At 74.1% G+C, this 21,868-nt stretch carries 17 protein-coding genes and 1 riboswitch; of the genes, 8 read left to right on the top strand and 9 right to left on the bottom strand.

The window, feature by feature from the left end; all coding sequences use genetic code 11:
• Positions 1-51 precede the first annotated feature (51 nt).
• On the bottom strand, positions 52-1,497 hold the full coding sequence (locus DMB38_RS20990; RefSeq protein WP_125936491.1) for an MFS transporter: 1,446 nt from the start codon (positions 1,495-1,497) through the stop codon (positions 52-54).
• A gap of 768 nt (positions 1,498-2,265) precedes the next feature.
• Between DMB38_RS20990 and DMB38_RS20985 the strand changes: the two genes are divergently transcribed.
• The 7 genes from DMB38_RS20985 (at position 2,266) to DMB38_RS20955 (ending at position 10,336) form a co-directional block, all read left to right on the top strand.
• On the top strand, positions 2,266-4,368 hold the full coding sequence (locus DMB38_RS20985; RefSeq protein WP_125936490.1) for an asparagine synthase-related protein: 2,103 nt from the start codon (positions 2,266-2,268) through the stop codon (positions 4,366-4,368).
• A 168-nt stretch (positions 4,369-4,536) separates the two neighbouring features.
• Positions 4,537-5,889, top strand: coding sequence for an L-2-hydroxyglutarate oxidase (gene lhgO / locus DMB38_RS20980; protein WP_125936489.1), 1,353 nt, complete (start codon positions 4,537-4,539; stop codon positions 5,887-5,889).
• A 94-nt stretch (positions 5,890-5,983) separates the two neighbouring features.
• Positions 5,984-6,742, top strand: a complete 759-nt coding sequence (gene trmB, locus DMB38_RS20975; protein ID WP_125936488.1) for a tRNA (guanosine(46)-N7)-methyltransferase TrmB — start codon at positions 5,984-5,986, stop codon at positions 6,740-6,742.
• Between the two features lie 63 nt (positions 6,743-6,805).
• A complete protein-coding gene (locus DMB38_RS20970) occupies positions 6,806-8,125 on the top strand; it encodes a PrsW family intramembrane metalloprotease (RefSeq protein WP_125939168.1) in 1,320 nt (439 codons plus the stop codon).
• Between the two features lie 106 nt (positions 8,126-8,231).
• The gene (locus DMB38_RS20965) at positions 8,232-8,720 is read left to right on the top strand and encodes a very short patch repair endonuclease (RefSeq protein WP_276314964.1); all 489 of its coding nucleotides are present in this window, start codon (positions 8,232-8,234) and stop codon (positions 8,718-8,720) included.
• A 360-nt stretch (positions 8,721-9,080) separates the two neighbouring features.
• Positions 9,081-9,917: an endonuclease domain-containing protein gene (locus tag DMB38_RS20960; protein WP_240662398.1), complete on the top strand. Its 837-nt coding sequence runs from the start codon at positions 9,081-9,083 to the stop codon at positions 9,915-9,917.
• Positions 9,918-9,970: 53 nt separating this feature from the next.
• A complete protein-coding gene (locus DMB38_RS20955) occupies positions 9,971-10,336 on the top strand; it encodes a VOC family protein (RefSeq protein ID WP_125936486.1) in 366 nt (121 codons plus the stop codon).
• Positions 10,337-10,539: 203 nt separating this feature from the next.
• Here DMB38_RS20955 and DMB38_RS20950 read toward each other — a convergent pair whose 3' ends face one another.
• The 8 genes from DMB38_RS20950 to DMB38_RS20915 form a co-directional block, all read right to left on the bottom strand.
• Positions 10,540-11,661 (bottom strand): M23 family metallopeptidase, encoded by a 1,122-nt coding sequence (locus DMB38_RS20950; RefSeq protein ID WP_125936485.1) that lies wholly within the window; start codon positions 11,659-11,661, stop codon positions 10,540-10,542.
• A gap of 11 nt (positions 11,662-11,672) precedes the next feature.
• Positions 11,673-11,848, bottom strand: a riboswitch (cyclic di-AMP (ydaO/yuaA leader).
• Between the two features lie 223 nt (positions 11,849-12,071).
• Positions 12,072-13,388, bottom strand: a complete 1,317-nt coding sequence (locus tag DMB38_RS20945; RefSeq protein ID WP_240662397.1) for a PP2C family protein-serine/threonine phosphatase — start codon at positions 13,386-13,388, stop codon at positions 12,072-12,074.
• Positions 13,389-13,789: 401 nt separating this feature from the next.
• Positions 13,790-15,058, bottom strand: a complete 1,269-nt coding sequence (locus DMB38_RS20940; RefSeq protein WP_125936484.1) for a cytochrome P450 — start codon at positions 15,056-15,058, stop codon at positions 13,790-13,792.
• Entirely contained in the window at positions 15,055-16,602 is a 1,548-nt protein-coding gene (locus tag DMB38_RS20935) for a cytochrome P450 (protein ID WP_240662396.1), read from the bottom strand. The genes DMB38_RS20940 and DMB38_RS20935 overlap by 4 nt, the downstream gene beginning before the upstream one ends.
• Positions 16,599-17,294: an ATP/GTP-binding protein gene (locus DMB38_RS20930; RefSeq protein WP_125936483.1), complete on the bottom strand. Its 696-nt coding sequence runs from the start codon at positions 17,292-17,294 to the stop codon at positions 16,599-16,601. Before DMB38_RS20930 ends, DMB38_RS20935 begins: the two co-directional genes overlap by 4 nt.
• Complete coding sequence (locus DMB38_RS20925; RefSeq protein ID WP_047017380.1) at positions 17,275-17,643, bottom strand: DUF742 domain-containing protein; 369 nt, start codon at positions 17,641-17,643, stop codon at positions 17,275-17,277. The genes DMB38_RS20930 and DMB38_RS20925 overlap by 20 nt, the downstream gene beginning before the upstream one ends.
• The gene (locus DMB38_RS20920; protein ID WP_125936482.1) at positions 17,640-18,077 is read right to left on the bottom strand and encodes a roadblock/LC7 domain-containing protein; all 438 of its coding nucleotides are present in this window, start codon (positions 18,075-18,077) and stop codon (positions 17,640-17,642) included. The genes DMB38_RS20925 and DMB38_RS20920 overlap by 4 nt, the downstream gene beginning before the upstream one ends.
• Positions 18,074-19,876, bottom strand: coding sequence for an ATP-binding protein (locus DMB38_RS20915; RefSeq protein ID WP_125936481.1), 1,803 nt, complete (start codon positions 19,874-19,876; stop codon positions 18,074-18,076). Before DMB38_RS20915 ends, DMB38_RS20920 begins: the two co-directional genes overlap by 4 nt.
• A 468-nt stretch (positions 19,877-20,344) precedes the next feature.
• Between DMB38_RS20915 and DMB38_RS20910 the strand changes: the two genes are divergently transcribed.
• On the top strand, positions 20,345-21,865 hold the full coding sequence (locus tag DMB38_RS20910) for an arylsulfotransferase family protein (protein ID WP_240662394.1): 1,521 nt from the start codon (positions 20,345-20,347) through the stop codon (positions 21,863-21,865).
• Positions 21,866-21,868: the final 3 nt, after the last annotated feature.

Below are 21,868 nucleotides of genomic sequence, written 5' to 3'. Positions count from 1 at the left end.
GCCCCCCCGCCCCGGCGCACCGCGCCGCCGGGCGCGCCCGGGTGCGTACCCCTACGCCGGCGCGACCAGCAACGGGCGGGCGCGCTCGCGCAGTTCCGCCACCATCGGCTCGTCGCCGTACGGCTCCAGCCGGGCCAGCAGGTCCTTCACGTACTCCGTCGTCCGCGCCGACGAGATCCGGCCCGCGACCTCCACCGCCCGCGTGCCCTGCGCGCACGCCGCGTCGAGGTTCCCCGACTCCAGCTCCGCGACCGCCGCCACGATCAGCCGCAGCCCGTGCGAGCGGACGAACGCCTCCGTCGGCCGCGCCAGCGCCTGTTCGGTGAACCGCCGCACCTGGAGCGGCACCCGCAGGTCGCGGTAGCACTCGGCGGCGTCGGCGGCGAGCCGGTCGTAGGCGTAGAAGTCGAGCCAGGCCGGGTCCGGGTCGCCCTCGCGGGCGCGCTCCAGCCAGCTCTCCGCCGCCGCCAGGGCCGTGCCGCACGACGCCTCGTCCTGTGCGCGGGCGTGCGCCCGCGCCTCGACGAGGTGGAAGAAGCTCATCGCACGCGCCGTCGCCAACCCCCTGTTGCGCTCGATCGCCGCCTGGGCGAGGTCCACGCCCTCGTCGGCGAAGCCGCGGTACGTCGCCTGGAGCGACATCGACGCCAGCACGTACCCGCCGAGCGGCACGTCCGCCGCCGCCCGCGCGAGCCGCAGCGCCTGGATGTAGTACCGCTGGGCCGCCTCCTGCTGCCCCGTGTCGAAGGCCATCCACCCGGCGAGCCGGGTGAGTTCCGCGGTCGCGCCGAAGAGCGAGCGCCCGACCTCGTCGGTGTACGCGCCGAGCAGCAGCGGCGTCGCGTCCACCCGCAGGCACTCCGGCACCATCGACGCCCGCCAGTCGCCGCCCCCGTACTTGGAGTCCCAGCGCCGCGCCTCCTCGGCCGCGTCGCGCAGCTTGGCGACGTCGCTGTGCCCCACGCGTCGCGGCCCCGTGCCGTCGGTGGCGGGCACGTGCTGCGGGTCGGCGCCGTCGAGGCCGCGGGCGACCGAGCCGTCGGCCGGCGTGATCAGCCAGCGGGAGGCGGGCGTCGCGTACGCGCTGACGGCGAAGGAGCCCGCGAGGCTCTGCCAGATGCCGCCGCTGCCCGCGCGCCGCCCGGCGAGGTCGAGCCGGTACAGCTCGGTGGCCGAGCGCACCGCCTCGCCGACGTCGCGCGGGAAGGCGAGGCCGACTTCGGGCGCCGGGTCGGTGTCGGCCAGCCCTATCTCGTGCAGCGGCACGGGGCGGCCGAGCTTGCCGGCGATGGCGGTGGCGATGAGGTGGGGCGCGGCGCCCTGGGGCACCATCCCCTTCGTCACCCAGCGGGCGACGGACGTCTTGTCGTACCGAAGCGTCATGCCGCGCTGCGCGCCGAGGTCATTGACCCGGCGGGCGAGTCCGGCGTTGCTGATCCCGGCGAGCGCGAGCATGTGGCCCAGCTTCTCGTTCGGCCCGCGTGGCGTCCTGGACATGCACACCCCTCGACCACCGACGGCTCCCGTCCGGCAGGTGGGGATCCGGCCGGGTCGCATATGCACCCAGCGTAGTTCGCCGGATCCCGACCGTTAAGAGGAATGTTTCCGGATGGCGGGATTGCAGCGCGCGTGCTCCGGGGTCGTGTGGCGGTGCGCCGTACGTGCGCTCTGCCCGCAAAGGGCCGCGCACGCTTGGCTGGTTGTCCGTGGGTCGGCTCGCCGCGCCTGGGAAAGCGGCGGGCCTGGGGAACTCCGCCGTCATTCATCCCCGCGGGCGGCGGCTCACGGTCCGGGGAGCGCGGGACGCTTCCCGGACCGCACAAGCCCAAAAGACGGGCTTGGTTGGCCGGGATTGCGCCGTGTGCAGAATGGCTGAATGACGCCCCTCGCCCGGGGTGTAGATCCGGGCGTACGGGACGGTCGCACCGGAGTCCGGGCACCGCCCGGGTGTCCGTACCGCGTTCCGGACGGCGCGCGCGGGCCGGTCCGCAGCGCCTGCTGATCCTCTTCCTCGTGTACGGCCCCCGCCGGGCCGCCCAACTGCCGCGAGCGCACCCGCGCGGCGCCCTCCGGGGGCGCTTCCGGCCGCGACGGGCAGACTCCCGCGCGACCGCATCCACTCACATGCGCCCCTCTCGTGGCAGCATTGGTCCTGACGAAACGGCAGTACGCCCTGAGCATGGCGGAGTTGATGCCGATCGCCCGGCTCGCCTGGCTCGCTCGGCATATGCCGATACGTCCCCAGTCGCCCACGAGGAGGCACGCATGCGGTGGTTGGTGGGGTGGAGCAGTGCCGCCGCCGCGCCCTCGTTCCTCGACGGTGCGCAGTCCGCCGACGACTACGACCTCCACCCCGTCGGCGCCCAGCTCGTCTGGGGCGGGGCCGATCCGCTGTGGGCGGTCGGCGACTGGCGGCCGGACGAGATCCGCGTCGTCGACGTCGCGCCGCTGATCCGGCTCGCGATCTTCGGCACCTGCGGCGCGAGCGACGACCAGTTGCGCGTCGGCCTGCTGTCCGCCCGCGGCGGCGCCGTACGGCACCTGACCGCCTGGTCCGGCGGGTACACCGCCGTCGCGCAGGTCGGCCGCCGCACCACCGTCCTGGGCGACCTCGCCGGCGCGCGCCCCGTCTTCCACGCCGCCTGGGACGGCGGCACGGCGTACGCGACCGCCGCGCTGCCGCTCGCCGACCTCATCGAGGCCGAGCTGGACGTCAGCCACCTCGCCGCCCAACTCGCCTGCCCCGACGTGCCGGAGGCGCTCGGCGACGGCACGCCGTACGCCGGCGTGCGCCGCGTACCTCCCGGCCACGCGCTCATCCTCCGCGAGGGCGCCAAGGAGATCACCGGCTACGAGCCGCGCGCCTCCCTCGCCGTCGCCGCCCCCTCCCTGGACACCGAACCGGCCGTGGCGGGCGTGCGCGACGCGCTGGTGGAGTCCGTACGCGCCCGCCTGGCCGCCCCGCGCCACGCGCCGGAACCCGGCTACGGCGGCCTCGACCCCGGCCCCGTACCCGGCATGGGCCCGGCCGACCGGCGCGCCTCCCGCGGCCCCGCGCCCGGCATCGGCGCCGACCTGTCCGGCGGCATCGCCTCCGGCACCCTCGCGCTGCTGGCCGCCGGGCTGCCGGGCGCGCCCGGCACGCCGCCGGGGCTGGGGCCCGGGCAGGGCGAGCGGCTGGTGGCCGTGACGTTCAACGACCTGACGGCGCGCGCCGACGAGGCCGAGCTGGAGCGGGCCCGCACCATCGCCGCCAACCCGCGGCTGCACCACGTGGTGGTGGCCGCCGGCGAGGCGGCGCTGCCGTACGCGGACCTGGAGAGCATGCCGCTGACCGACGAACCGGGGCCCTCCCTGGTGGCCGCGGCCCGGCACCGGCGCCGGCTCACCGCGGGCAGCGCCGACCACCTCGTGGGCGTCGGCGCCCGCGAGGTCCTCGACGCGCACCCGGCCCGGCTCGCGGACCTGCTGCTGGACCGCAGACGGCGCTCGCTCTTCCGGCCCGTGACGGCCCTGGCGCGCGCGGAGGGCTCGGTGCTGGCGCCGCTGACCGTCTACCGCGCGGCCCGCCGGCTGGCCCGTACGACGTACTGGGAAGGCATCTCCGAAGGCGCCGACGCGCTCCTCGACGACCCCGCGGGCGGGCTCGGCGGGGCGCCCGGACGCAGCCGGGGCGCGCTCGACGCGTCGCTGGCCGCGCTCAGCTGGTGCCGCCCGGGGCCCGCGGCGCGGTGGCTGACGGGCGAGGCACTGGCCGAGGTGTCCGTACGCCTCCGCGGCTCCGCGGGCACCGCGAACGGCGACGGCACCGGCCGCCCCGGCGAGCGCCGCGCCGCCGCGGCGCTGGCGCAACTGGGCGCCGACTACCGCGTCTTCGAGCAGGCCGCGGAGGTGAGGTTCCAGCGGCTGCACGCTCCCTTCCTCGACAACCAGGTCGTACGGGCCTGCCGCGCCCTGCCCGAGGCGCTGCGCGTGCAGCCGGGCGCGCGGGCGGCGGTGCTGGGCGCCGTGCTCGACGGCGCGGGCATCCGCGGGCTGCCGCCGGGCTGGGGCGCGACGACCGGCCCCGCCGCGGCCGCCGCGTCGGCGGAGCGCATCGGGCTGCGCCGCGCCTCGACGGAGCTGGCCGACCTCTTCCACCGGCCGCTGCTGGCGGACGCGGGCCTCGTGGAGGGCCGGGTCGTACGCAAGGCGCTGCGCGCGGCGGCGGACGGCGAGCCGCTGCCGCTGAGCGGTCTCGCGGAGCTGGTCTCGACGGAGCTGTGGCTCCAGCGGCTGCTGATGCGGCGCGGGTCGTGCTGGACGGGCGATGCGGCGCCGCGGCAGCGCGCGGTGGCGGGCGGGGTGCCGCCGCGGCTGCCGCTGTAGGGGGTTCGCGGCACCCGGGCAAGGGGCTGTGCGGCACCCGCGGCAGGGGCTGTACGGCACCCGCGGTGAGGGCCTTGCGGCACCCGCGATGCGGGGCTCCGCGGCGCCCGGTTTGGCGGCGGCCGAGCCGGTCGAGGGATGATGGGGCAGACCCCTTCCGGAGGTGCCATGGCGGACGACTGCGACGTCCTCGTGATCGGCGCCGGCATCGTCGGCCTCTCCACGGCGTACGCGCTGACGCGCGCCGCCCCCGGCATCCGCGTCGTCGTCCTGGAGAAGGAACCCGGCCCGGCCCAGCACCAGACCGGGCGCAACAGCGGCGTGATCCACAGCGGGCTGTACTACCGGCCGGGCTCGCTCAAGGCGCGCTACGCGGTGCAGGGGGCCAGCGAGATGGTCGCGTTCTGCGCCGAGCACGGCCTGCCGCACGCGGTCACCGGCAAGATCGTCGTCGCCACCGACCGGGAGGAGCTGCCGCGCCTGCACGCCCTGGCGCAGCGCGGGCGCGAGAACGGCATCCCGGTGCGCGAGCTGGGGTCCGCGCAGATCACGGAGTACGAGCCGCACGTGCGCGGGCTGGCGGCGCTGCACGTGGCGACGACGGGGGTGTGCGACTTCCGGGCGGTGGCGCGGACGCTGGCGGAGCTGGCGCGGGAGGCGGGGGCGGAGGTGCGGTACGGGGCGGAGGTCCGGGCGATCGTGAGGCGCCCGGACGGGTCCGCTACCGCGAGCGGGGCAGCCCCCGCGGCCGACGCGGCACGCTCCGGCGACACCGGTGCCGCCGGTGCCGCCGGTGCCGCCGTCGGGCCCGGTCCTTCCGTCCGCCCTGTCGCCGCGGTCCGCTCCGGTGTCGCCGTCCGCACCGCGGTCGCCGTCCGTACCGCCGCCGGTGACGTCGTCCGCGCCCGCGCCCTGGTCAACTGCGCCGGCCTGCACTCCGACCGCATCGCCCGCCTCGCCGGCGACCGCCCCGGGCTGCGCATTCTCCCCTTCCGCGGCGAGTACTACGAGCTGGCCCCCCACGCCGCCGACCTCGTCCGCGGCCTCGTCTACCCCGTCCCCGACCCCGCGTTCCCCTTCCTCGGCGTCCACCTCACCCGCGGCATCGACGGCGCCGTCCACCTCGGCCCCAACGCCGTCCCCGCGCTGGCCCGGGAGGGCTACTCCCGTACGCGCCTCAGCCCCCGGGACGCCGCCGGCGCGGTCGCGTACCCGGGTAGCTGGCGCATAGCCCGCCGCCACTGGCGCTACGGTCTCGGCGAACTCCGCCGCTCCCTCTCCCGCCGGGCGTTCACCCAGGACGTACGGCGCATGCTGCCCGCCGTCGACGAGAAGGACCTGCGCCCGGCGCAGCCGGGGGTACGGTCGCAGGCGGTGCTCCCGGACGGGACGCTGGTGGACGACTTCCGCTTCGCGGAGGGGCCGCGGACGATCCACGTACTGAACGCGCCGTCCCCGGCGGCGACCGCGGCGCTGCCGATCGGCAGGGAGGTCGCCCGCAGGACGCTCGCCCTGCTGTGATCTGTGGGGGGCCGCCGTCCCCGGGACCGGCTCGCGGACCGGCTCAGGGACCGGCTCGGGAATCGGCTCGGGGCCTTCGTAAACTGGGGACACTGTGTCCGACCACTCCGATCAGCACGATCGTCCCCAGCCCAGGTTCCCCGACGGCCCCGCCCCCGCGCCCGCCGGGCCGCACAACGAGCGCCGTATCCGCTCCTTCGTGCCGCGCCGCAGCCGCGTGACCCTCGCGCAGGGCGAGGCCCTGAAGCGGCTCTGGCCGAAGTGGGGCTTCGACATCGACGGCGCGTCCGTACTCGATCTCGACGACCTCTTCTGCGGCCTCCCCGTCGTCCTCGAAATCGGCTTCGGCATGGGCGAGGCGACCGCGGACATGGCCGCCGCCAACCCCGCGACCGGGATCCTCGCCGTCGACGTCCACACCCCCGGCCAGGGCAACCTGCTGCGGCTCATCGAGCAGCGCGGCCTGACGAACGTACGCATCGGCAACGGCGACGCCGTCATCCTGCTGCGCGAGATGCTGCCCCCGGCCGCGCTCGCCGGGATGCGGATCTACTTCCCGGACCCGTGGCCCAAGAAGAGGCACCACAAGCGCCGGCTCGTCCAGCCGGAGTTCCTGGCGCTGGCGGCGTCGCGGATGGCGCCCGGGGCGGTGCTGCACTGCGCGACGGACTGGGAGCCGTACGCGGAGTGGATGCTGGAGACGCTGGAGGCGTCACCGTACTTCGAGAACACCCACCCCGGCGGCTACGCGCCGCGGCCGGACTTCCGCCCGCGTACGCGCTTCGAGGGGCAGGGGCTCGGAAAGGGGCACATCGTGAACGATCTGCTCTTCCGCCGCATCAGCGATAAATAGCCCGTCGCGCGCGGCGGGAGGACTGGCTAGGGTCGAAGGGTGCGGTACGAAGGCGCTCAGCTCATGACCCGGCCGCGGGAGCCCGAGGAGTTCGGCCCGCGCCCGGAGTACGAGGACGCGCGCCCCCAAGCGGCGGAACCCACCGCACACACCCCTCCCGCCGGCCGGCGGTTCTGGCGCAGAAGGGGCGTACGCATAGGCGCGGTGGGGACCGTGCTGACGCTGGCGGGGCTGGCGATCCTGTGGCTGGTGTGGACGGAGACCGGCACGCACGGGATGCTCCTGGGCGGCGGGCTGGCGCTGCTGCCGGTGCCGCTGCTGATCGCGGGCTTCCTGTGGCTGGACCGGGTGGCGCCGGGACCGTGGCGCTACCGCGTCTTCGCGTTCGCCTGGGGCGCCTTCGCCGCGACGCTCGTCGCCATGCTGGCGAACACCTTCGCCGCCCGCTGGATCGCCACCGGCCTGCCGACGGCGTCGTCACGCGAGGCGGACCTGTGGGGGATGGCGGTCGTGGCGCCGGTGGTGGAGGAGAGCGCGAAGGCGGCGGCGATACTGCTGCTGTTCCTCTTCCGCAGGCACTACTTCTCCGGCCTGGTCGACGGCCTGGTGCTGGCGGGGATCATCGGCACGGGCTTCGCGTTCACCGAGAACATCCTCTACCTGGGCAGGGCGTACGAGGAGAACCAGACCTTCGGCGACTCCGGCCCCCTGGCCACGGTGACCGTGACGTTCATCGCCCGGATCGTCTTCTCCCCGTTCGCGCACCCGCTCTTCACGGCGATGGCGGGCATAGGCTTCGGCCTGGCGGCCATGACGGTCGCCGGCCAGCGCGTACGCCGCGTGGTCCTGCCGGTGGCCGGCCTGCTGCTGGCGATCGCGATGCACGCGCTGTGGAACGGCTCGGCGGTGATGAACGGCTACGCCTTCCTCGGCGCGTACGCCTTCGTGATGGCGCCGGTGTTCGGCCTGCTGGTGTGGCTGGCGGTCTGGTCCCGCGGCGGCAAACTCCGCACGATACGCACCCAGCTCCCCGCCTACGCCCAGGCCGGCTGGCTGGTCCCCGCGGAACCGGTGGCCCTCTCCTCGCTACGCATCCGCAAGATAGCCCGCAGCCTGGCCCGCCACGCCCACGGCGACGAGGCCCGCCGCGCGGTCGCCGACTACGAACGCGCGGCGACCACCCTGGCCCTGCTCCGCGCCCAGGCGACGCAGGGCCGCCCGGCGAAGGACTACGCGACCCGCGAACAGGCGCTGCTGACGACGATGTGGCAGAACAAGGCGATAGCCCAACCCGCCCTAACAAGAGCCGCCTACACCACCAACCCACCCCACCCCACCCCCTGGCCCCCATCGCGAAGCCCACAGCCCTCGAATGCTGCTTGAAACTTGCACCCCGCTCCAGGCTCGGCTTCGATCGTCTGGCACACTCAGGAGCCCCGTGGGTGGCCATTGGGCTCTGTCCCGTAGCCGCATGATGGAACGAGCTGCCGTGACGCCAGAAGAGGAGTCGACGTGGTTGCCCCCGGAGGGTTCGTGGGCTTCATCGGCGGCCCGCCGCCGAAATATGCAGGCGATCCGCAGCAGGGACACCAAGCCCGAGAAGCTGCTACGGCAAAAGCTCCACGCCAAAGGGCTGCGCTACCGTGTCGCGGCGCGCCCTCTGCCCGAGTTGCGCAGAACGGCCGACCTGGTGTTCCGGCCGTCCAAGGTCGCCGTGTTCGTCGACGGTTGCTACTGGCACGGATGCCCTGAGCACTACGTGTCCCCTCGGACCAACTCCGGGTACTGGTCTGAAAAAGTGGCTGGAAACGTAAACCGCGACCGTGATACCGACGAACGCCTTCTGAACGCTGGCTGGATGATCCTGCGTTTCTGGGAGCACGAAGATCCGTCCCAGTGTGCGGAACGCGTGGCGGAGGCTGTAGCCGAGAGGCGGCGGGCGCCCCTCAAGAAGAAGCGTCTCAGATCCGGGTCCTGAGCGTATTGGAGGCACCGGATGCCCGCCCCTGCAGGTATCACCGGCCGCCTTGAATGGGCCTCGATGGACGCCGTGTTCGGTGTTGTTCTCATGCGTGACAGCCCCAGATCCTGACGGCACTACCTTGTGATCTCAGCCCCGGATTGGCAGGCCCTCGAGCGGGAGTTATCCACAGGGGAAGCGGGGGGTGGGGATTTGGGGGAGGGTGGGGGCATGACGGGGGAACTTGGGTCGCTGGGGGCGTTGGCGGCTGGGAACGGTGGGGTGTTGGTGTGTGCCGAGGCTTTGGCGGCCGGGTGGTCGTCCGGGGTGTTGGTGCGGCGGTTGCGGAAAGAGGGGTGGCGGAAGGTTCGGGCCGGGGTGTGGGTGGAGCCGGGGCGGGTTCCTGACCTGCGGTTGCGGTTGCGGGTGGCGCAGGCCGGGCGGCCGGAGCTGGTCGTCAGTCACAGTGCCGCGGCTCATCTGCTCGGGGTCGAAGTCCTCGCCGTGCGGCCCGAGTTCACGCACGTGCGGGCGCGGGGGCGGGCGCCCGAGGGGTGCCTGCTGCATCGGACCGCCCTGAGTGACGACGAGATCGTCAGTGTCGCGGGGCTGCGTGTGACCGGCGCCGCGCGGACCCTCGTCGACCTGCTGCGTACAGCCGAGCGGGACGCCGCGCTCGTGGCCGTGGAGTCCGCCCTGACCCGGCGGCCGCTCGCGCCCGGCGGAGGGTGGCCGCGGCGGTGGCGGGAGCAGGTGACCGATCTGCATGCGGTCTCCGAGGCCCTTGCCGGTATCGGGCAGCGGCGGGGTGTGGTCCAGGCGCGGCAGCGGCTGGCGCTCGTCGATCCTCGCTCCGGGTCCCCCGCCGAGACCGTCGCGCGGCTGCGGATGTACGACGCCGGGCTGCGGCCGCTCAGCCAAGTGCCGTTCACCGCGCCCAACGGCCGGCGGATACGGGTGGACTTCTTCTTTCCGGCGGCGGGGCTCGTCGTCGAGATCGAGGGCTACGGCTTCCACGGCAGCCGGGCCGCCCATCTCGCCGACATCGAGCGCTTCAACGACCTGGGGCGCTGCCCCGAGGTCCGGCGCATGCTCCGGTTCACCGCGACCGACGCCTTCGAGCGGCCCCAGCGGATGCTCCACACCATCCGCGCCGCCCTGGGTGAGATCGCCGCCGGGGGATCCCGCCCTGCCGCTGCCACCGCGGCTGCCTGAATCGCCGCCGCTGGTCTCCCCGCGGTGTCCGCCGTGCGTGGCAGGCTGCCGCCATGGACGCCTACGTCAGGAACATCGTGCTCGACTGCGCCGACGCCCGTCAGCTCGCCGACTTCTACACGCAGTTGCTCGGCATGCGGGTCATCCGCGAGGACTGGATGGTGATCGCCAAGGACGAAGAGAGCTTTCCACGGCTGGCCTTCGAGGAAGTCGAAGGCTACCGGCCGCCGCTCTGGCCCGACCTCGACCGCACCTACCCGCAGCAGATGCACATCTGCTTCGGCGTCGACGACTCCACCGCCGCCGGTGAGCTGGCGCTGCGGCTCGGGGCCACGCGGCTCTCGGAGGCGGGGGGCAGTTGTCCGGTGTTCGCCGATCCCGCCGGGCATCCGTTCTGCCTCTGCGGGCCCGGGGAGTAGGTCCCGGGAAAGTGCCGACGGCCCTGGTGTCGGGGGGTCGGCCACCAGGGCCGCCGGCGGTCTCGGTGCGTGCTCGTACGCCACGGGGGAAGTTGCGTTCGGGCACGCCGGAGACGTGGGAGAGGGGTTATGGGGGCTAGCGGTCCGTGCGGCGGGTACCCGTCCCGGCCGTGGGGGCCGGGGCGCTGGGCCCGCCGGGTGGATCAGACCGGGGCGCCGTTGTTGCGCAGCCAGGCGAGGGGGTCCACTGCGTCCCCGCCGCCGGGTCGTACCTCAAGGTGCAGGTGCGGGCCGGTGACGTTGCCCGTGGCGCCCACGCGCCCGATGACGTCGGCGGTCGTCACCTCGCCGGAGGACTGGATGATGGAGGAGAGATGGCAGTACCAGACTTCGGTGCCGTCCTCGAGCGTGAGGACGATGCGGTAGCCATACGAGCCGGCCCAGCCGGCCTCGGTGATCGTGCCGCCGTGCACCGCCTTGACCGGGGTGCCGGTGGAGGCGGCGAAGTCCTGGCCCGTGTGGCCCGCGGCCCACATGTCGCCGGACTCGCCGAACGTCGAGGTGAGCGTGTAATTCGCGACCGGGGCGACGTAGCTGGCGGCGAGCTTGGCGAGGCGCTCCGCCTCCGCCTTGCGGCGGGCTTCCTCTTCCGCCTTGCGGCGGCGCTCCTCCTCCAGGCGGCGCTGGCGCTCCTCTTCCGCCGCCTTCGCCTCGGCGGCCTCCTCGGCCGCCTGCTTGGCGGCCTCGGCCTCGGCCGCCGCGCGGGCGGAGGCGTCGGCCTCCGCCTGCTGCTGCTCGGCCTGCTCCAGGATGCGGGCCCGCAGCGCCTCGCCGGAGTCGGCGGGCTGGTTCGCGGTGTCGGTGTCGCTGGCGTAGCTGACCTGGGTGAGCGGAGCCGTGGTGACGACCGAGTCGGAAGCGGGCTCCTCCTCGCTCGGCATCAGCTCGCCGACGCCCGGCAGGCTCTCCGCGTCCGGGAGTTGGGCGCTTATCCGGTTCGCCACGGTGTCGACCTGGTCGGGCATGGATATCGCGACCGGCGGCTTCTCCTGCGCCGTGGCCATGCTGCCCGCGCCGACGGCGGCGAAGACGCCCACGCCGAGTACGGCGCCGCTGCGCGCCATGCTGCCGCCGCGCTGCCGGGGAAGGCGCCGACGGCCGCGGGAGGGAAGGTCGTCCTCGGGGAGGACTTCGTCGACCGGCTCTTCGGCGGCGTAACCGGTGGGCGCATACCCCTCGGGGGCGTAGCCGCCGGGCGCATAGCCGTCGTAGCCGTAATCGTCATAGCCATGGCCGTAGCCAGGCCCAGACCTGTAGGACGCCACGAAGGCGTACTCCTTTCCTTCCTTCTCGCCTACCGGGTTAGCTGACGGGTTCGGAGCAGGAAGGTCTCCTACGGGCCGCCTCCTCGCGGAGGTTGGCCCGATTCACCCCAAGGTGGTGGTTCCCCGGTTCCCTAGGTGTTGCCGTTGCTGCAGTTGTGACTCGTGCGGGATTCGGCGACGGCGCACGGTGCCGCCTCTTGCGACGGCAGTGACGACCGCGCTGCGTTACCGCACGCTAGCGGACGACGGCGTTCGATTCCAAGTCGTTCCCGTTATTCAGTTGTGCTTTACCGCGGACGATCCGGGCATGCACCAGCGGAAACGGACAAGTTGACGCCCTGATTACGCGCAGTGAGGTCCGGTCGTTAGCTGATCGTGCATCAGTTGTTATGCGGAGGGGCGCTGTTCCACTACGGAGCGTGTGCGGCCGGGGGCGAGTCCGGCGGCTCCGCGAACGGGGTACGGGAGCGGGCGAGGGCGAAGAGCGCCATGTCGTCCGCGATCCTTCCGCCCGTATAACGGGTCACGTCGTCCAGGAGGGCGTCCAGGAGTTCGTGCGGCCCGTCGAACAGCCGGCCGTCCAGCCGGGTCAGCGGGTCGTAGAAGACGCCCGCCTTGTTCCGCGCCTCGGTCACGCCGTCCGTGAAGAGGACGAGCGCCGCGCCCGGCGGGAACGCCTCCTCCATCAGCTCGTCCGGCCACGTACCCAGGTCGCCCATGCCCAGCGGCAGCGCGTGCTCGCGCGGGTGCAGCGTGCGCGCCGCGCCGTCCGGCCCGAGCAGCAGCGGCGCCGGATGGCCGCGGTTGAGCAGCCGCAGCGCGCCGCCCTCGCGGTCGACCTCCGCCAGCACCGCGGTCGTGAACCCCTCCACCCGGTCGAGGCCGCTGCGCCCCGTCTCCTGGCGCTGCAGCGCGCGTTCCAGCCGCCGCGCGACTCCCGCGAGCCCCGCCTCCTCCTCGGCCGCCTCCCGGAAAGCGCCGATGACGACCGCCACGGACTCCACCGCCTCCAGCCCCTTGCCGCGTACGTCGCCGACGATGCAGCGCACGCCGTACGGGCCCTCCTGCACGGCGTAGAGGTCGCCGCCGATCCGGGCGTCGGCGTCCGCGGCCTGGTAGCGGGCGGCGACCCGCAGCGTGCCGAAGCCGTCCGGCGGGTTCGGCAGCACGGCGCGCTGCGCGGCGACGGCGACGTGGCGGGCGGAGGTCAGCCGGCGGTAGTTGCGCTGGATGAGGAGGTTGATGCCGATGGCCAGGGCGCCGAGCACGGCCTGCGACACCATCTGGGTGAGCGCGTCGGGCCTCGTGGCGGTGCCGTTGAGGATTTCGAGCGCGACGTCCACCACCAGGGCGGCGACGGCGACGGCGATGGTGCCGCGCAGGGTGAGCAGCGCGGCGGCGACCAGCGGGGTGGTCTCGAAGACCGGCGACGACCTCAGCCCCTCCGGCGTGAACCAGAAGAACACCGCCCCCACGACGATGAGCGCGGCCGGCAGCCACCGCAGCGCCCAGCGGACCCGCCGCTCACCGCCGGTGGCATCGGGGCGGCTGGACCGGACCATCAGGTCCAGCGCACCGTTCCCCACGCGGTAGGCCCGCCCGTTCTCGTACGGGGCGCGTCCCTCGCCGTACGAGCCGCGCTTCGCGCCGTGCGAGCCGCGGCCCTCGCGCGGGCCGCCCTCGTCCTGCCCCGCGCCCTGCGCGCCGTCCTCCCGCACCGGCTGCACCTGCCCTCTCCTGCGCGGCCCTTCCTGCGCTGTCCTCCCCGTGCGGCCGACACGCGGGCCCTTGGCGTCGTCCCTCAGGGTTCCGCGTCCCGGGCGGGACGGCGACCGGGCGGGGCCCAGGCGGGTTACAGGTGGCGTTTCGGGCGTCATCGCGGCCAGGGTGTGACGGGCATACGAGCAGCGGACCGGCGGACCGCACGCAGAGGGTACAGCCGAACGGGTAGAAGACCGCCCGGCTCCGGCGCACGCGACGCGCGCACGCCCCCCGGCTCTCCCAACGCCCCGCGCGCCCCGTGCACGCCACCCTGGGAACCCCGGACGACTGACGTCATCTGTCAGCCGTCAGCCGCCGACCGCCGTCAGGCGTCAGGCGTCAGGCGTCAGGCGTCAGGCGTCAGGCGTCAGGCGAGGCGTACCGGGAAGGACTCCAGGTCGTTCTGCGTCAGGACCGGCAGGTTGCGCAGCTCCCCCAGCGGCACCGCCGCCCGCAGGTCCGGGAACCGGGCGAAGAGCGCCGGCAGCGCCACCGCCGCCTCCAGCCGCGACAGCGCCGCGCCCGGGCAGATGTGCGGCCCGTGCCCGAAGGTCATGTGCCGGATCGGCGTCGCCCGCGTCACGTCGAAGGCATCCGCGTCCGCCCCGTGGTGCCCGGCGTCCCGCCCGATCGCGCGGTACGAGATGACGACGCCCTCGCCCTTCTCGATCACCGTGCCGGCGATCTCGATGTCCTCCGTCGCGAACCGCATCAGCAGGTGGGTCACGGGCGGGTCGTAGCGCAGCGCCTCCTCGATCGCCGTCTCCCACGTCACCTTGCCCTCGCGGACCAGGGCGAGCTGCTCGGGGTGGGTCAGCAGTCCGCGCACGGTGGTGAGGAGGAGCGTGATCGTGGTCTCGTGCCCGGCCGCGATCATGGACTTCAGGTTGCCGACGACCTCTTCCTCGGTGAGCGGCTCGCCGCCCTCGTCGGCGAGGATCAGCGCGCTCGTGAGGTCGTCGGCGGGCTCCGCGGTCTTCTGCCGCACCATGTCGGTGAACACGCGGTCGAGTTCCGCCATCACCGCGAGCCGTTCCTCCTGCGGCGTGAGCATGGAGAAGAAAGCTTTCCACAGGCGCATCTGCCGCGGTATCTCCGATTCCGCGACGCCCATGAGCGCGCACACCACCCGCATCGGCAGCGGCTGCGCGAAGACCTCCTTGAGGTCGACGACCCCGTCGCCCGCGGCCGCCGCGGCCGCCAGGGAGTCCAGCAGCTCGGCCGTCACCCGCTCGACCACCGGCCGCAGCGCGTCGAGCCGCCGCGGCGTGATGGCCTGCGCCGTCTTGGCGCGCAGCCGCCGGTGCTCGGCGCCGTCGACCGTGAACATCGACCGGCCCGGGTCGACCATCCCGATCAGCGGCCACTCCGCCGTCACCTCGCCGGTCTGCCACAGCCGCCAGGCTCCGATGTCCTTGACCAGCCGTGCGTCGGTGAGCAGTCGGCGGGCCTCCGCGTGCCGCGTGACGGTCCACGCGGGCGCGCCGAGCAGTTCGATCCGGGTGAGCGGGGCGGCGGCGCACAGGAGCGCGGTCTCGCCCGCGAGGTCGCGTACGAGCGGGTCGATGGCCAGCGGTTCGGGGAGGGCCCCGGAGCCGGTCGGGGCGGCGGAGCCGGCGGCGTGCGGGCAGTTCACGGATGACCTCCTGCAGCGCGTACGGGGGTGAAGGTGACCGGCAGGGCGGTCATGCCGCGCAGGAACGCGGACGGCCGCCGCACCAGCGTCCGGGCCGGCACGGACAGGTCCAGGTCGGGCAGCCGGTCGAGGAGTACCTCGAGGCCCGTCCGGGCGATGATCTCAGCGATCTCCTGGGCCGGGAAGGGGCAGCGGAAGTCGCCGTAGCTGAAGGCGAAGTGGGCGCTGTTGCCCGCCTGCGCGGGTACGCCGGCGCCCCCGTACCCGTATCCGCCGCCCATGCCGCCGGCCCCGCCCGCGCCGCCCGGCCCGACCAGGGCCTGCTGGATCTGCGGGTCGTCGTTGGCGGCGGCGAGGCCGAGGAGCAGCAGGTCGCCCGCGCCGACCGGACGGCCGCCGAGCTGGGTGTCGCGGGCGGCCCAGCGGCCGACGAGGATCTGCGTGGGCGTGTCCTCCCACAGCACCTCGTTCATGGCCTGGCCGACGCTGTGCCGCCCGCCGCCGAGGGCGGCGGCGAAGCGGTCGTCGGTGAGCATGAGGCGGATGGAGTTGCCGATCCAGTCGGCGGTGGGCAGGAAGCCGGCGGCGGTGGTGTCCTTGAGGTCGAGCATGACCTCTTCGTCGGTGAAGTGCATGGGGTCGGCGAGCATCCGCGAGGCGACGTCCTGGCCGGGCGCGAGCCGTTTCTCGGCGACGAGCCGCGTCATGTGCTCGACGAAGGTCTCGTACGCCTTGAGCGCTCCGGGTCCGCCGTCCGCGAGTTCGTTGAGGACCTGGGCGAGTTGCCGTCCCTGGGCGTCGGGGAAGCCGATGAGGCGGGCGAGGACGAGGACGGGGAGGGGGACGGCGTAGTCGCCGACGAGTTCGGCGCTGCCGCGGGAGCAGAAGGAGTCGATGAGCCGGTCGGCGAGTTGTTCGCAGTGCCGGCGGAGGTCGAAGGGGTCGACGCTCTCCAGTGCGGCGCCGACCATGACGGCGTGCCTGCGGTGGTCGGCGGTGGAGGCGGTGAAGTGGATCGACGGCATGACCTGGCCGACCATCGGCAGCAGCGGCCAGTCCGGCGGGATCTTCTCCCACTGGTTCCACAGCCCGCGGTCCCGGGCGAAGAGTTCGGGGTCGGAGGTGACCTGGTGGAGTTCGCGGTAGCCGATGACGAGCCAGGCGGGGATGTCGCCGGGGAGTTCGACGGGGACGACGGGGCCGTGGTCGCGGCGCATCTCGCGGTAGAGGTCGCGTGGGTCGGTGTGGAAGCGGGGGCCGCTGAGCGGTACGGCCCCGGCGGCGCCCGCGTGCGCGGGGCAGGCGGCGGGGGGTGCGTCGGCAGCGGGGGGCGCGTCGGGGCCGTCGGGCGCGGGCACGTCGGCCGGCGCACCCGGCGCGGTGCCCGGCGCATCCGGGTCGGCCGACGGCTCACCGGGCGCACCGGACTCACCGGGCGCATCCGGCACGCCCGGCGCGGGGGCCTCGCTGAGCGCGCCCGTGCGCGGTGGCGCCTGGCTGCTGCTCCCCTCGTGCGCGGCCTGGTCGTCGGGGGTCGGGGTCATGTCGCGGTCTCCGGTGCGGTGGGGACGGTGGCTGCGGCGGCGGTCGCGGCGGTCGCGGCGGTCGCGGTGGCCGTACCGGCGGCGAGGCGCTGGAGGTGTTCGACCAGGGCGATCAGTACGCCCTTGCTGGACTCGCGGGACCGCGCGTCGCAGTCGACGAGCGGGACGTGCGGGTCGAGGTCGAGCGCTTCGCGTACTTCGGCGCTGGTGTAGGGCGGGCCGCCGAAGTCGTTGCGGGCGACGATGAACGGCGTGCCGTGGTGCTCCAGCCGGTCGATGGCGTACCAGGAGTCGGAGAGCCTGCGGTGGTCGACGAGGACGATCGCGCCGAGCGTCCCGGAGAACAGCCGGTCCCAGAGGAACCAGAAGCGTTCCTGGCCGGGCGCCCCGAAGAGGTAGAGCACGGTGCGCTCGTCGAGGCTGATGCGCCCGAAGTCGAAGGCGACCGTCGTGGCGGTCTTGCCGGGCACGGCGCGGCGGTCGTCGATGCCGCGGCCGGCGAGGGTCATCGTCTCCTCGGTGTTCAGCGGCCGGATGTCGCTGACGGAGCGGACCATGGTGGTCTTGCCGACGCCGAAGCCGCCGACGATGACGATCTTCAGCCCGTTGTCCGCGGTACGGGCCAGGGGGGCGCGCTCGGTCGCGCCGCCCGGCGCAGGGGTCGCGCGGGGGTCAGAGGTGGCGGAGTCCAACGAGCACCTTCTCCAGAGTCTCGGGATCGGCGAACCGGACGCCGCCCGGTGTGCGCGGGGGCGCGTACCGCGGGTGGCGTGCGGTGATCCGGCCGGCGGCCAGCAGGTCGGACAGCAGGATCTTGGTGATGCCGACGGGCAGTCCGAGGTCGGCGGAGAGTTCCACCACGGCGGTCGGGGTGCGGCAGATGCGCAGGATCGCGGCGTGCTCCGACTGCATGCCCGGTGCCGGTTCGTCCTCGGCGACGACCAGGGTGACGAGGTCGAACTCGTCGCTGGCGGGCCGGCTGCGCCCTCCTGTGAGGGTGTACAGCCGGTCCGGGTCGTCGTCCCGGCCGGGGCGGGTCATTCCGCCGCGACCCCCTCGGCCGCGGGTACGGGCCCGCGGGGCGAGGCGCTGAGGTGTTCGCCGAGCTGCTCGACGAGTTCCAGCATGTTGTGCCCGACGAGTCCGGGGTCGGCCGTCTCGGCGGCGATCACGGCGACGTGGCTGCCGGATCCGGCTTCGGCGATGAAGAGGATGCCGCCGTAGAACTCGGTCATCGACTGCCGTACGCCGCCGCTGCCGTCGCCGAACTCGACGGAGGCGCCGTGCGAGAGGCTCTGGATGCCGGCGGAGATGGCGGCGAGCTGGTCGGCGCGGTCCTCGGAGAGCTCGGGGGTGTGGCAGAGCTTGAGTCCGTCGCGGGAGAGGACGAGGGCGTGCCTGGCGCCGGGCGTGCGCTCCAGCAACCCCTCCAGCAGCCAGGTCAGCCCGGTGGCCTCGGCGGGAGATTGGGTCATCTGTCGTCCTCCGAAGATGAAGCGGCGTTGCGTGCGGGGGGCGCGGTGGCGGGGTCGGTGCCGTCGCCGGGCGCGGCGGGGTCCTCGCGTTCCGCGGGTTGCTCTGCTGGTACGGGGGCTTCGGCGCGTGCGCCGTCGTCCTGTCGTGCGTCGTCTTGCTGTCCGTCTTCGTTCCGTACGGCGCCTGCGGCCGGTACGTCGTCTGCGTGGCCGGTGTCGCGCTTGCGGCCGTTGACGGCGGCGATCAGGGCGCCGCCCGCCGTGGCCGCGCCGCCCGTGCCTTCGGCGTCGCGCTCCTGGCCGGTCACCGCGCGCCGGAAGGCGCCGAACCGGGCGGCGGAGCCGGCGGCTTCGAGGCGCCGCTGCGGGGCGGTGCCGTCGCCGGCGGCGCTCCGGTCGCCGGTTCCCGTTTCCGTGTCCGTTCCCGTACGTGCGCGGCCCGTGCCCGTACCGGCGGCCTCGCCGGACGGGGCGCCGTCCGGCACGCCGCCGGGGTGTGCGCCCGCCAGTGTGCGCCCGCGGCGCCGCCGTGGCAGCGCGGCCAGCGCGAACGGGTCGTGCCCGCCGTCGCCCGCCCGCTCGCCCGCCCGCTCGTCGGCGTCCTCGCCGGCGGCGACGTCCCGCTGCCGGGGCAGCGGGAGCGGCGTGCTGCCGGTGTCCTCGGTGGGCATGGGCAGGCCCGGTGTACGTACGGGCTCGTCGGGCCGGGCGCGGGAGATCAGCTCCTGCGGGATCATCAGGACCACGCCCGTACCGCCGATGGCGGAGGGCCGGAAGGAGACGGTCAGCCCGTGCTTCTGCGCGAGGTGCCCGACGACGGGCAGGCCGAGCCGGGTGCCGGTGAGCGTGGACAGGTCGGTGGCGGTGCCGGAGACGGCGCGCTCGGCGCGGCGCTGCGCGGCCTCGCTCATCATCAGTCCGCTGTCCTCGATGGTGACGACGGCGCCGGCGGGCACCTCCGAGACGTAGACGTGCACCTCGGTGGTGGGGGGTGAGAAGTTGCAGGCGTTGTCGAGGAGTTCGGCGAGCGCGTGCATGACACCCTCGGCGGCGTGTCCCGCGACGGCCACGTCGGAGACGGCGCGCAGCCGCACGCGCTGGTAGCCGGCGATCCGGCCCATGGCGCCGCGCAGGATGGACTCCATCGCGATCGGCTTGGCCCAGCGGCGGCCGGTGCGGGCGCCGCTCAGCACGGCGATGCTGTCGGCGACGCGGCCGGCCTGTGCGGTGCGGTGGTCGAGGTGGAGGAGGTCGCCGAGGACGTCGGCGTCGCCGTGGCGGTGCTCCATCTCGCGCAGGTCGGCGAGCATGCTGGTGGTGATGGCCTGCATCCGGCCCGCGGCGTTGGCGCAGGAGGCCATGGCGGCGGCGCGGCGGTTCTCGCTGCGCCGCGCTTCCTCGGCGACCTGCTGGACGGCGCGCCGGTACGCCTGGTTGTCCAATCGCGGGGCGGCGGCGAGTGCTTCGTCGACGGGTGCGCCCGCGGCGATCTTCCGCAGCACCTCGGGGATGACGCGGTCGGCGAAGACGGCGGCGGCGCCGGCCGCGGCGGCGGCGCGTTCGTCGGCGCGGGCGGCCCTGGCCCGGTAGCCGGCCGCGGCGGCGACGGCTATGCACAGCAGGACGGCGGCGGCGCCACCGGCGTAGACGATGTGCCGGGTGTGGTCCTCGGGTCCGGCGAGCGCCGCGGCCAGGACCGCGGCGGCGGTCGCGGGCACCGTGACGAACAGGGCCGACAGCGGTGCGGGGAGGCGGGAACGCGAGGCCCGGGGCGGGGCTGCATCCTGGTGCGCGGTCATCGACGGGCTCCTCCGGGCAGGTGGCCTGTCCCAGGTCGGGTATGTGCGCCGGGTTGAGCAACGTGCTCGCGGGTGCTCAAGTCGCCGACACTATAGGGAGTTTCCTCACCACACCAGCACACTCAATGGACCGTTTGCAGCACACCTGTGACAAGAGGTGTGCGCCCGGGTCTGCCCCGGTGAGGGCGGCTTCCGGAGGTCCCGCCGCGGCGATCGTGACGGCCCTGTCACCGCCGGTCGGCTAGAACGGAGAACGCCCAAGATCGCCCGTACGCCCCCTGCGGCAACGGCGTCCAACTGCTCAACGGCCCTGGTCAGCAAGCCTTTGCGGCGTCACCACGCTGTAACCGCGCGCTTGTTACAACGTTTGAGCAAGATCGCTGATCAAGCAGCCACGCGGCGCCGCCACTCTGCCGTACGACGGCCGCTCAGCGCTCCGGACCCTCCACCCCGACGGGAGACCTACGGATGACCCGTTTACCGCGTACGTACGCCACGTTCATGCTCTGCGGCGCCACGGTCGCCGCCCTCACCGCGGCGGCCCCGGCCACCGGCACCGCCGCCGCGGAGCAGGCCGCCCCCGGCTCCGCCCCCGCCCCCGGCTCCGCCGCCGACCAGGCCGCCGCCGTCGACGGCGAGGCCCCGCCCGGGCTCGACGTGCTCAAGCGCGGCCGGGGCATGGCCCCCGGCCTCCTCTTCCTCACCCCCCAGGGCCGCCACGAGACGCCCCGCGGCCCCCAGATCGTCGACGACCGCGGCCGCCCGGTCTGGTACCACCGGATTCCCACGGGCTTCGTCGCCGCCGACTTCCAGGTCCAGGAGTACCGCGGCGAGAAGGTGCTCACCTGGTGGGAAGGCGAAAGCTCCCCCACAGGCACGGGCTCGGGCACCGGCTACATCGCCGACGAGAACTACGACGTCATCGCCACCGTCAAGACCCCCGACCCCGGCGAGCGCACCGACTTCCACGAGTTCCGCCTCACCCCCGACGGCACGGCCCTGATCCTCAGCTACCGCGACGAGCCGTACGACCTCACCCCCGTCGGCGGACCGAAAGACGGTCAGGTCCTCGACTACGTCGTGCAGGAGATCGACATCGCCACCGGCGAGAAGGTCATGGACTGGCACAGCCTCGACCACATCCCGATCACCGACTCCGACCGCCGCTTCGACCCCGGCATGCCCGGCCCCTTCCCGTACCTGCACCTCAACGCCGTCAGCCTCGACCGCGACGGCGACCTCCTCTTCTCCGGCCGCGAGACCAGCACCGTCTACAAGGTCGACCGCGAGACCGGCGAGATCGTCTGGCGGCTCGGCGGCAAGCGCAGCGACTTCCGCCTCGGCGCCGGCGCCCGCACCATCGGCCAGCACAACATCGAGCCGGCCGGCGAGAACACGTACCGCGTCTTCGACAACCAGAACATGGGCAGCCCCGGCTACGAGTCGCGGGTCGCGTGGCTGCGCATCGACGAGCGGCGCATGACCGCGGAGCTCGTACGCCAGCAGGTCCACCCGGACCGGCTGACGACGGGACTGGAGGGCAACAGCCAGGCGCTGCCCAACGGCAACACCTTCGTGAGCTGGGGCTCGCCCTCCGGCCGCATCTCCGAGTTCTCGCCCTCGGGCCGGCTCGTCTTCGACAGCGCGCTGCCGGAGGACATCAGCAGTTACCGGGGCTATCGCGCCCCCTGGAAGAGCACGCCCGGCACCGCCCCCGAGGTCGGGGTGAACGACGCGGTCACCGCCGTCGAAGCCGTGTGGAACGGCGCGACGGAGGTGAGGGACTGGCGCGTGCTCGGCGGCGAGACGGCATCAAGGCTGCGCCCCGTGGCGCGCGCCGGATGGCAGGGGCTCGACACCGAGGTGCCGCTGCCGCCCGAGGCCCGGGGCATCGACTACGTGAAGGTCCAGGCCCTCGACGCGCGCGGCCGCGTCATCGGGTCCTCGCCGGTCGAGGCCGTGGAGCCCGCCGCATCCCGCCACCGCTGACAG

Origin of the sequence: Streptomyces sp. WAC 06738 (assembly GCF_003945505.1) — a bacterium.
Taxonomy (GTDB): Bacteria; Actinomycetota; Actinomycetes; order Streptomycetales; family Streptomycetaceae; genus Streptomyces.
This window is presented reverse-complemented; position numbering and strand designations above follow the sequence as displayed.

Coding starts and splice junctions, on each gene's coding strand:
- DMB38_RS20955 (WP_125936486.1), top strand. CDS start 9,971: ATGGACGCCTACGTCAGGAACATCGTGCTCGACTGCGCCGACGCCCGT.
- DMB38_RS20985 (WP_125936490.1), top strand. CDS start 2,266: ATGCGGTGGTTGGTGGGGTGGAGCAGTGCCGCCGCCGCGCCCTCGTTC.
- DMB38_RS20925 (WP_047017380.1), bottom strand. CDS start 17,643: ATGACCCGCCCCGGCCGGGACGACGACCCGGACCGGCTGTACACCCTC.
- DMB38_RS20910 (WP_240662394.1), top strand. CDS start 20,345: ATGACCCGTTTACCGCGTACGTACGCCACGTTCATGCTCTGCGGCGCC.
- DMB38_RS20990 (WP_125936491.1), bottom strand. CDS start 1,497: ATGTCCAGGACGCCACGCGGGCCGAACGAGAAGCTGGGCCACATGCTC.
- lhgO (WP_125936489.1), top strand. CDS start 4,537: ATGGCGGACGACTGCGACGTCCTCGTGATCGGCGCCGGCATCGTCGGC.
- DMB38_RS20915 (WP_125936481.1), bottom strand. CDS start 19,876: ATGACCGCGCACCAGGATGCAGCCCCGCCCCGGGCCTCGCGTTCCCGC.
- DMB38_RS20970 (WP_125939168.1), top strand. CDS start 6,806: ATGACCCGGCCGCGGGAGCCCGAGGAGTTCGGCCCGCGCCCGGAGTAC.
- DMB38_RS20920 (WP_125936482.1), bottom strand. CDS start 18,077: ATGACCCAATCTCCCGCCGAGGCCACCGGGCTGACCTGGCTGCTGGAG.
- DMB38_RS20935 (WP_240662396.1), bottom strand. CDS start 16,602: ATGACCCCGACCCCCGACGACCAGGCCGCGCACGAGGGGAGCAGCAGC.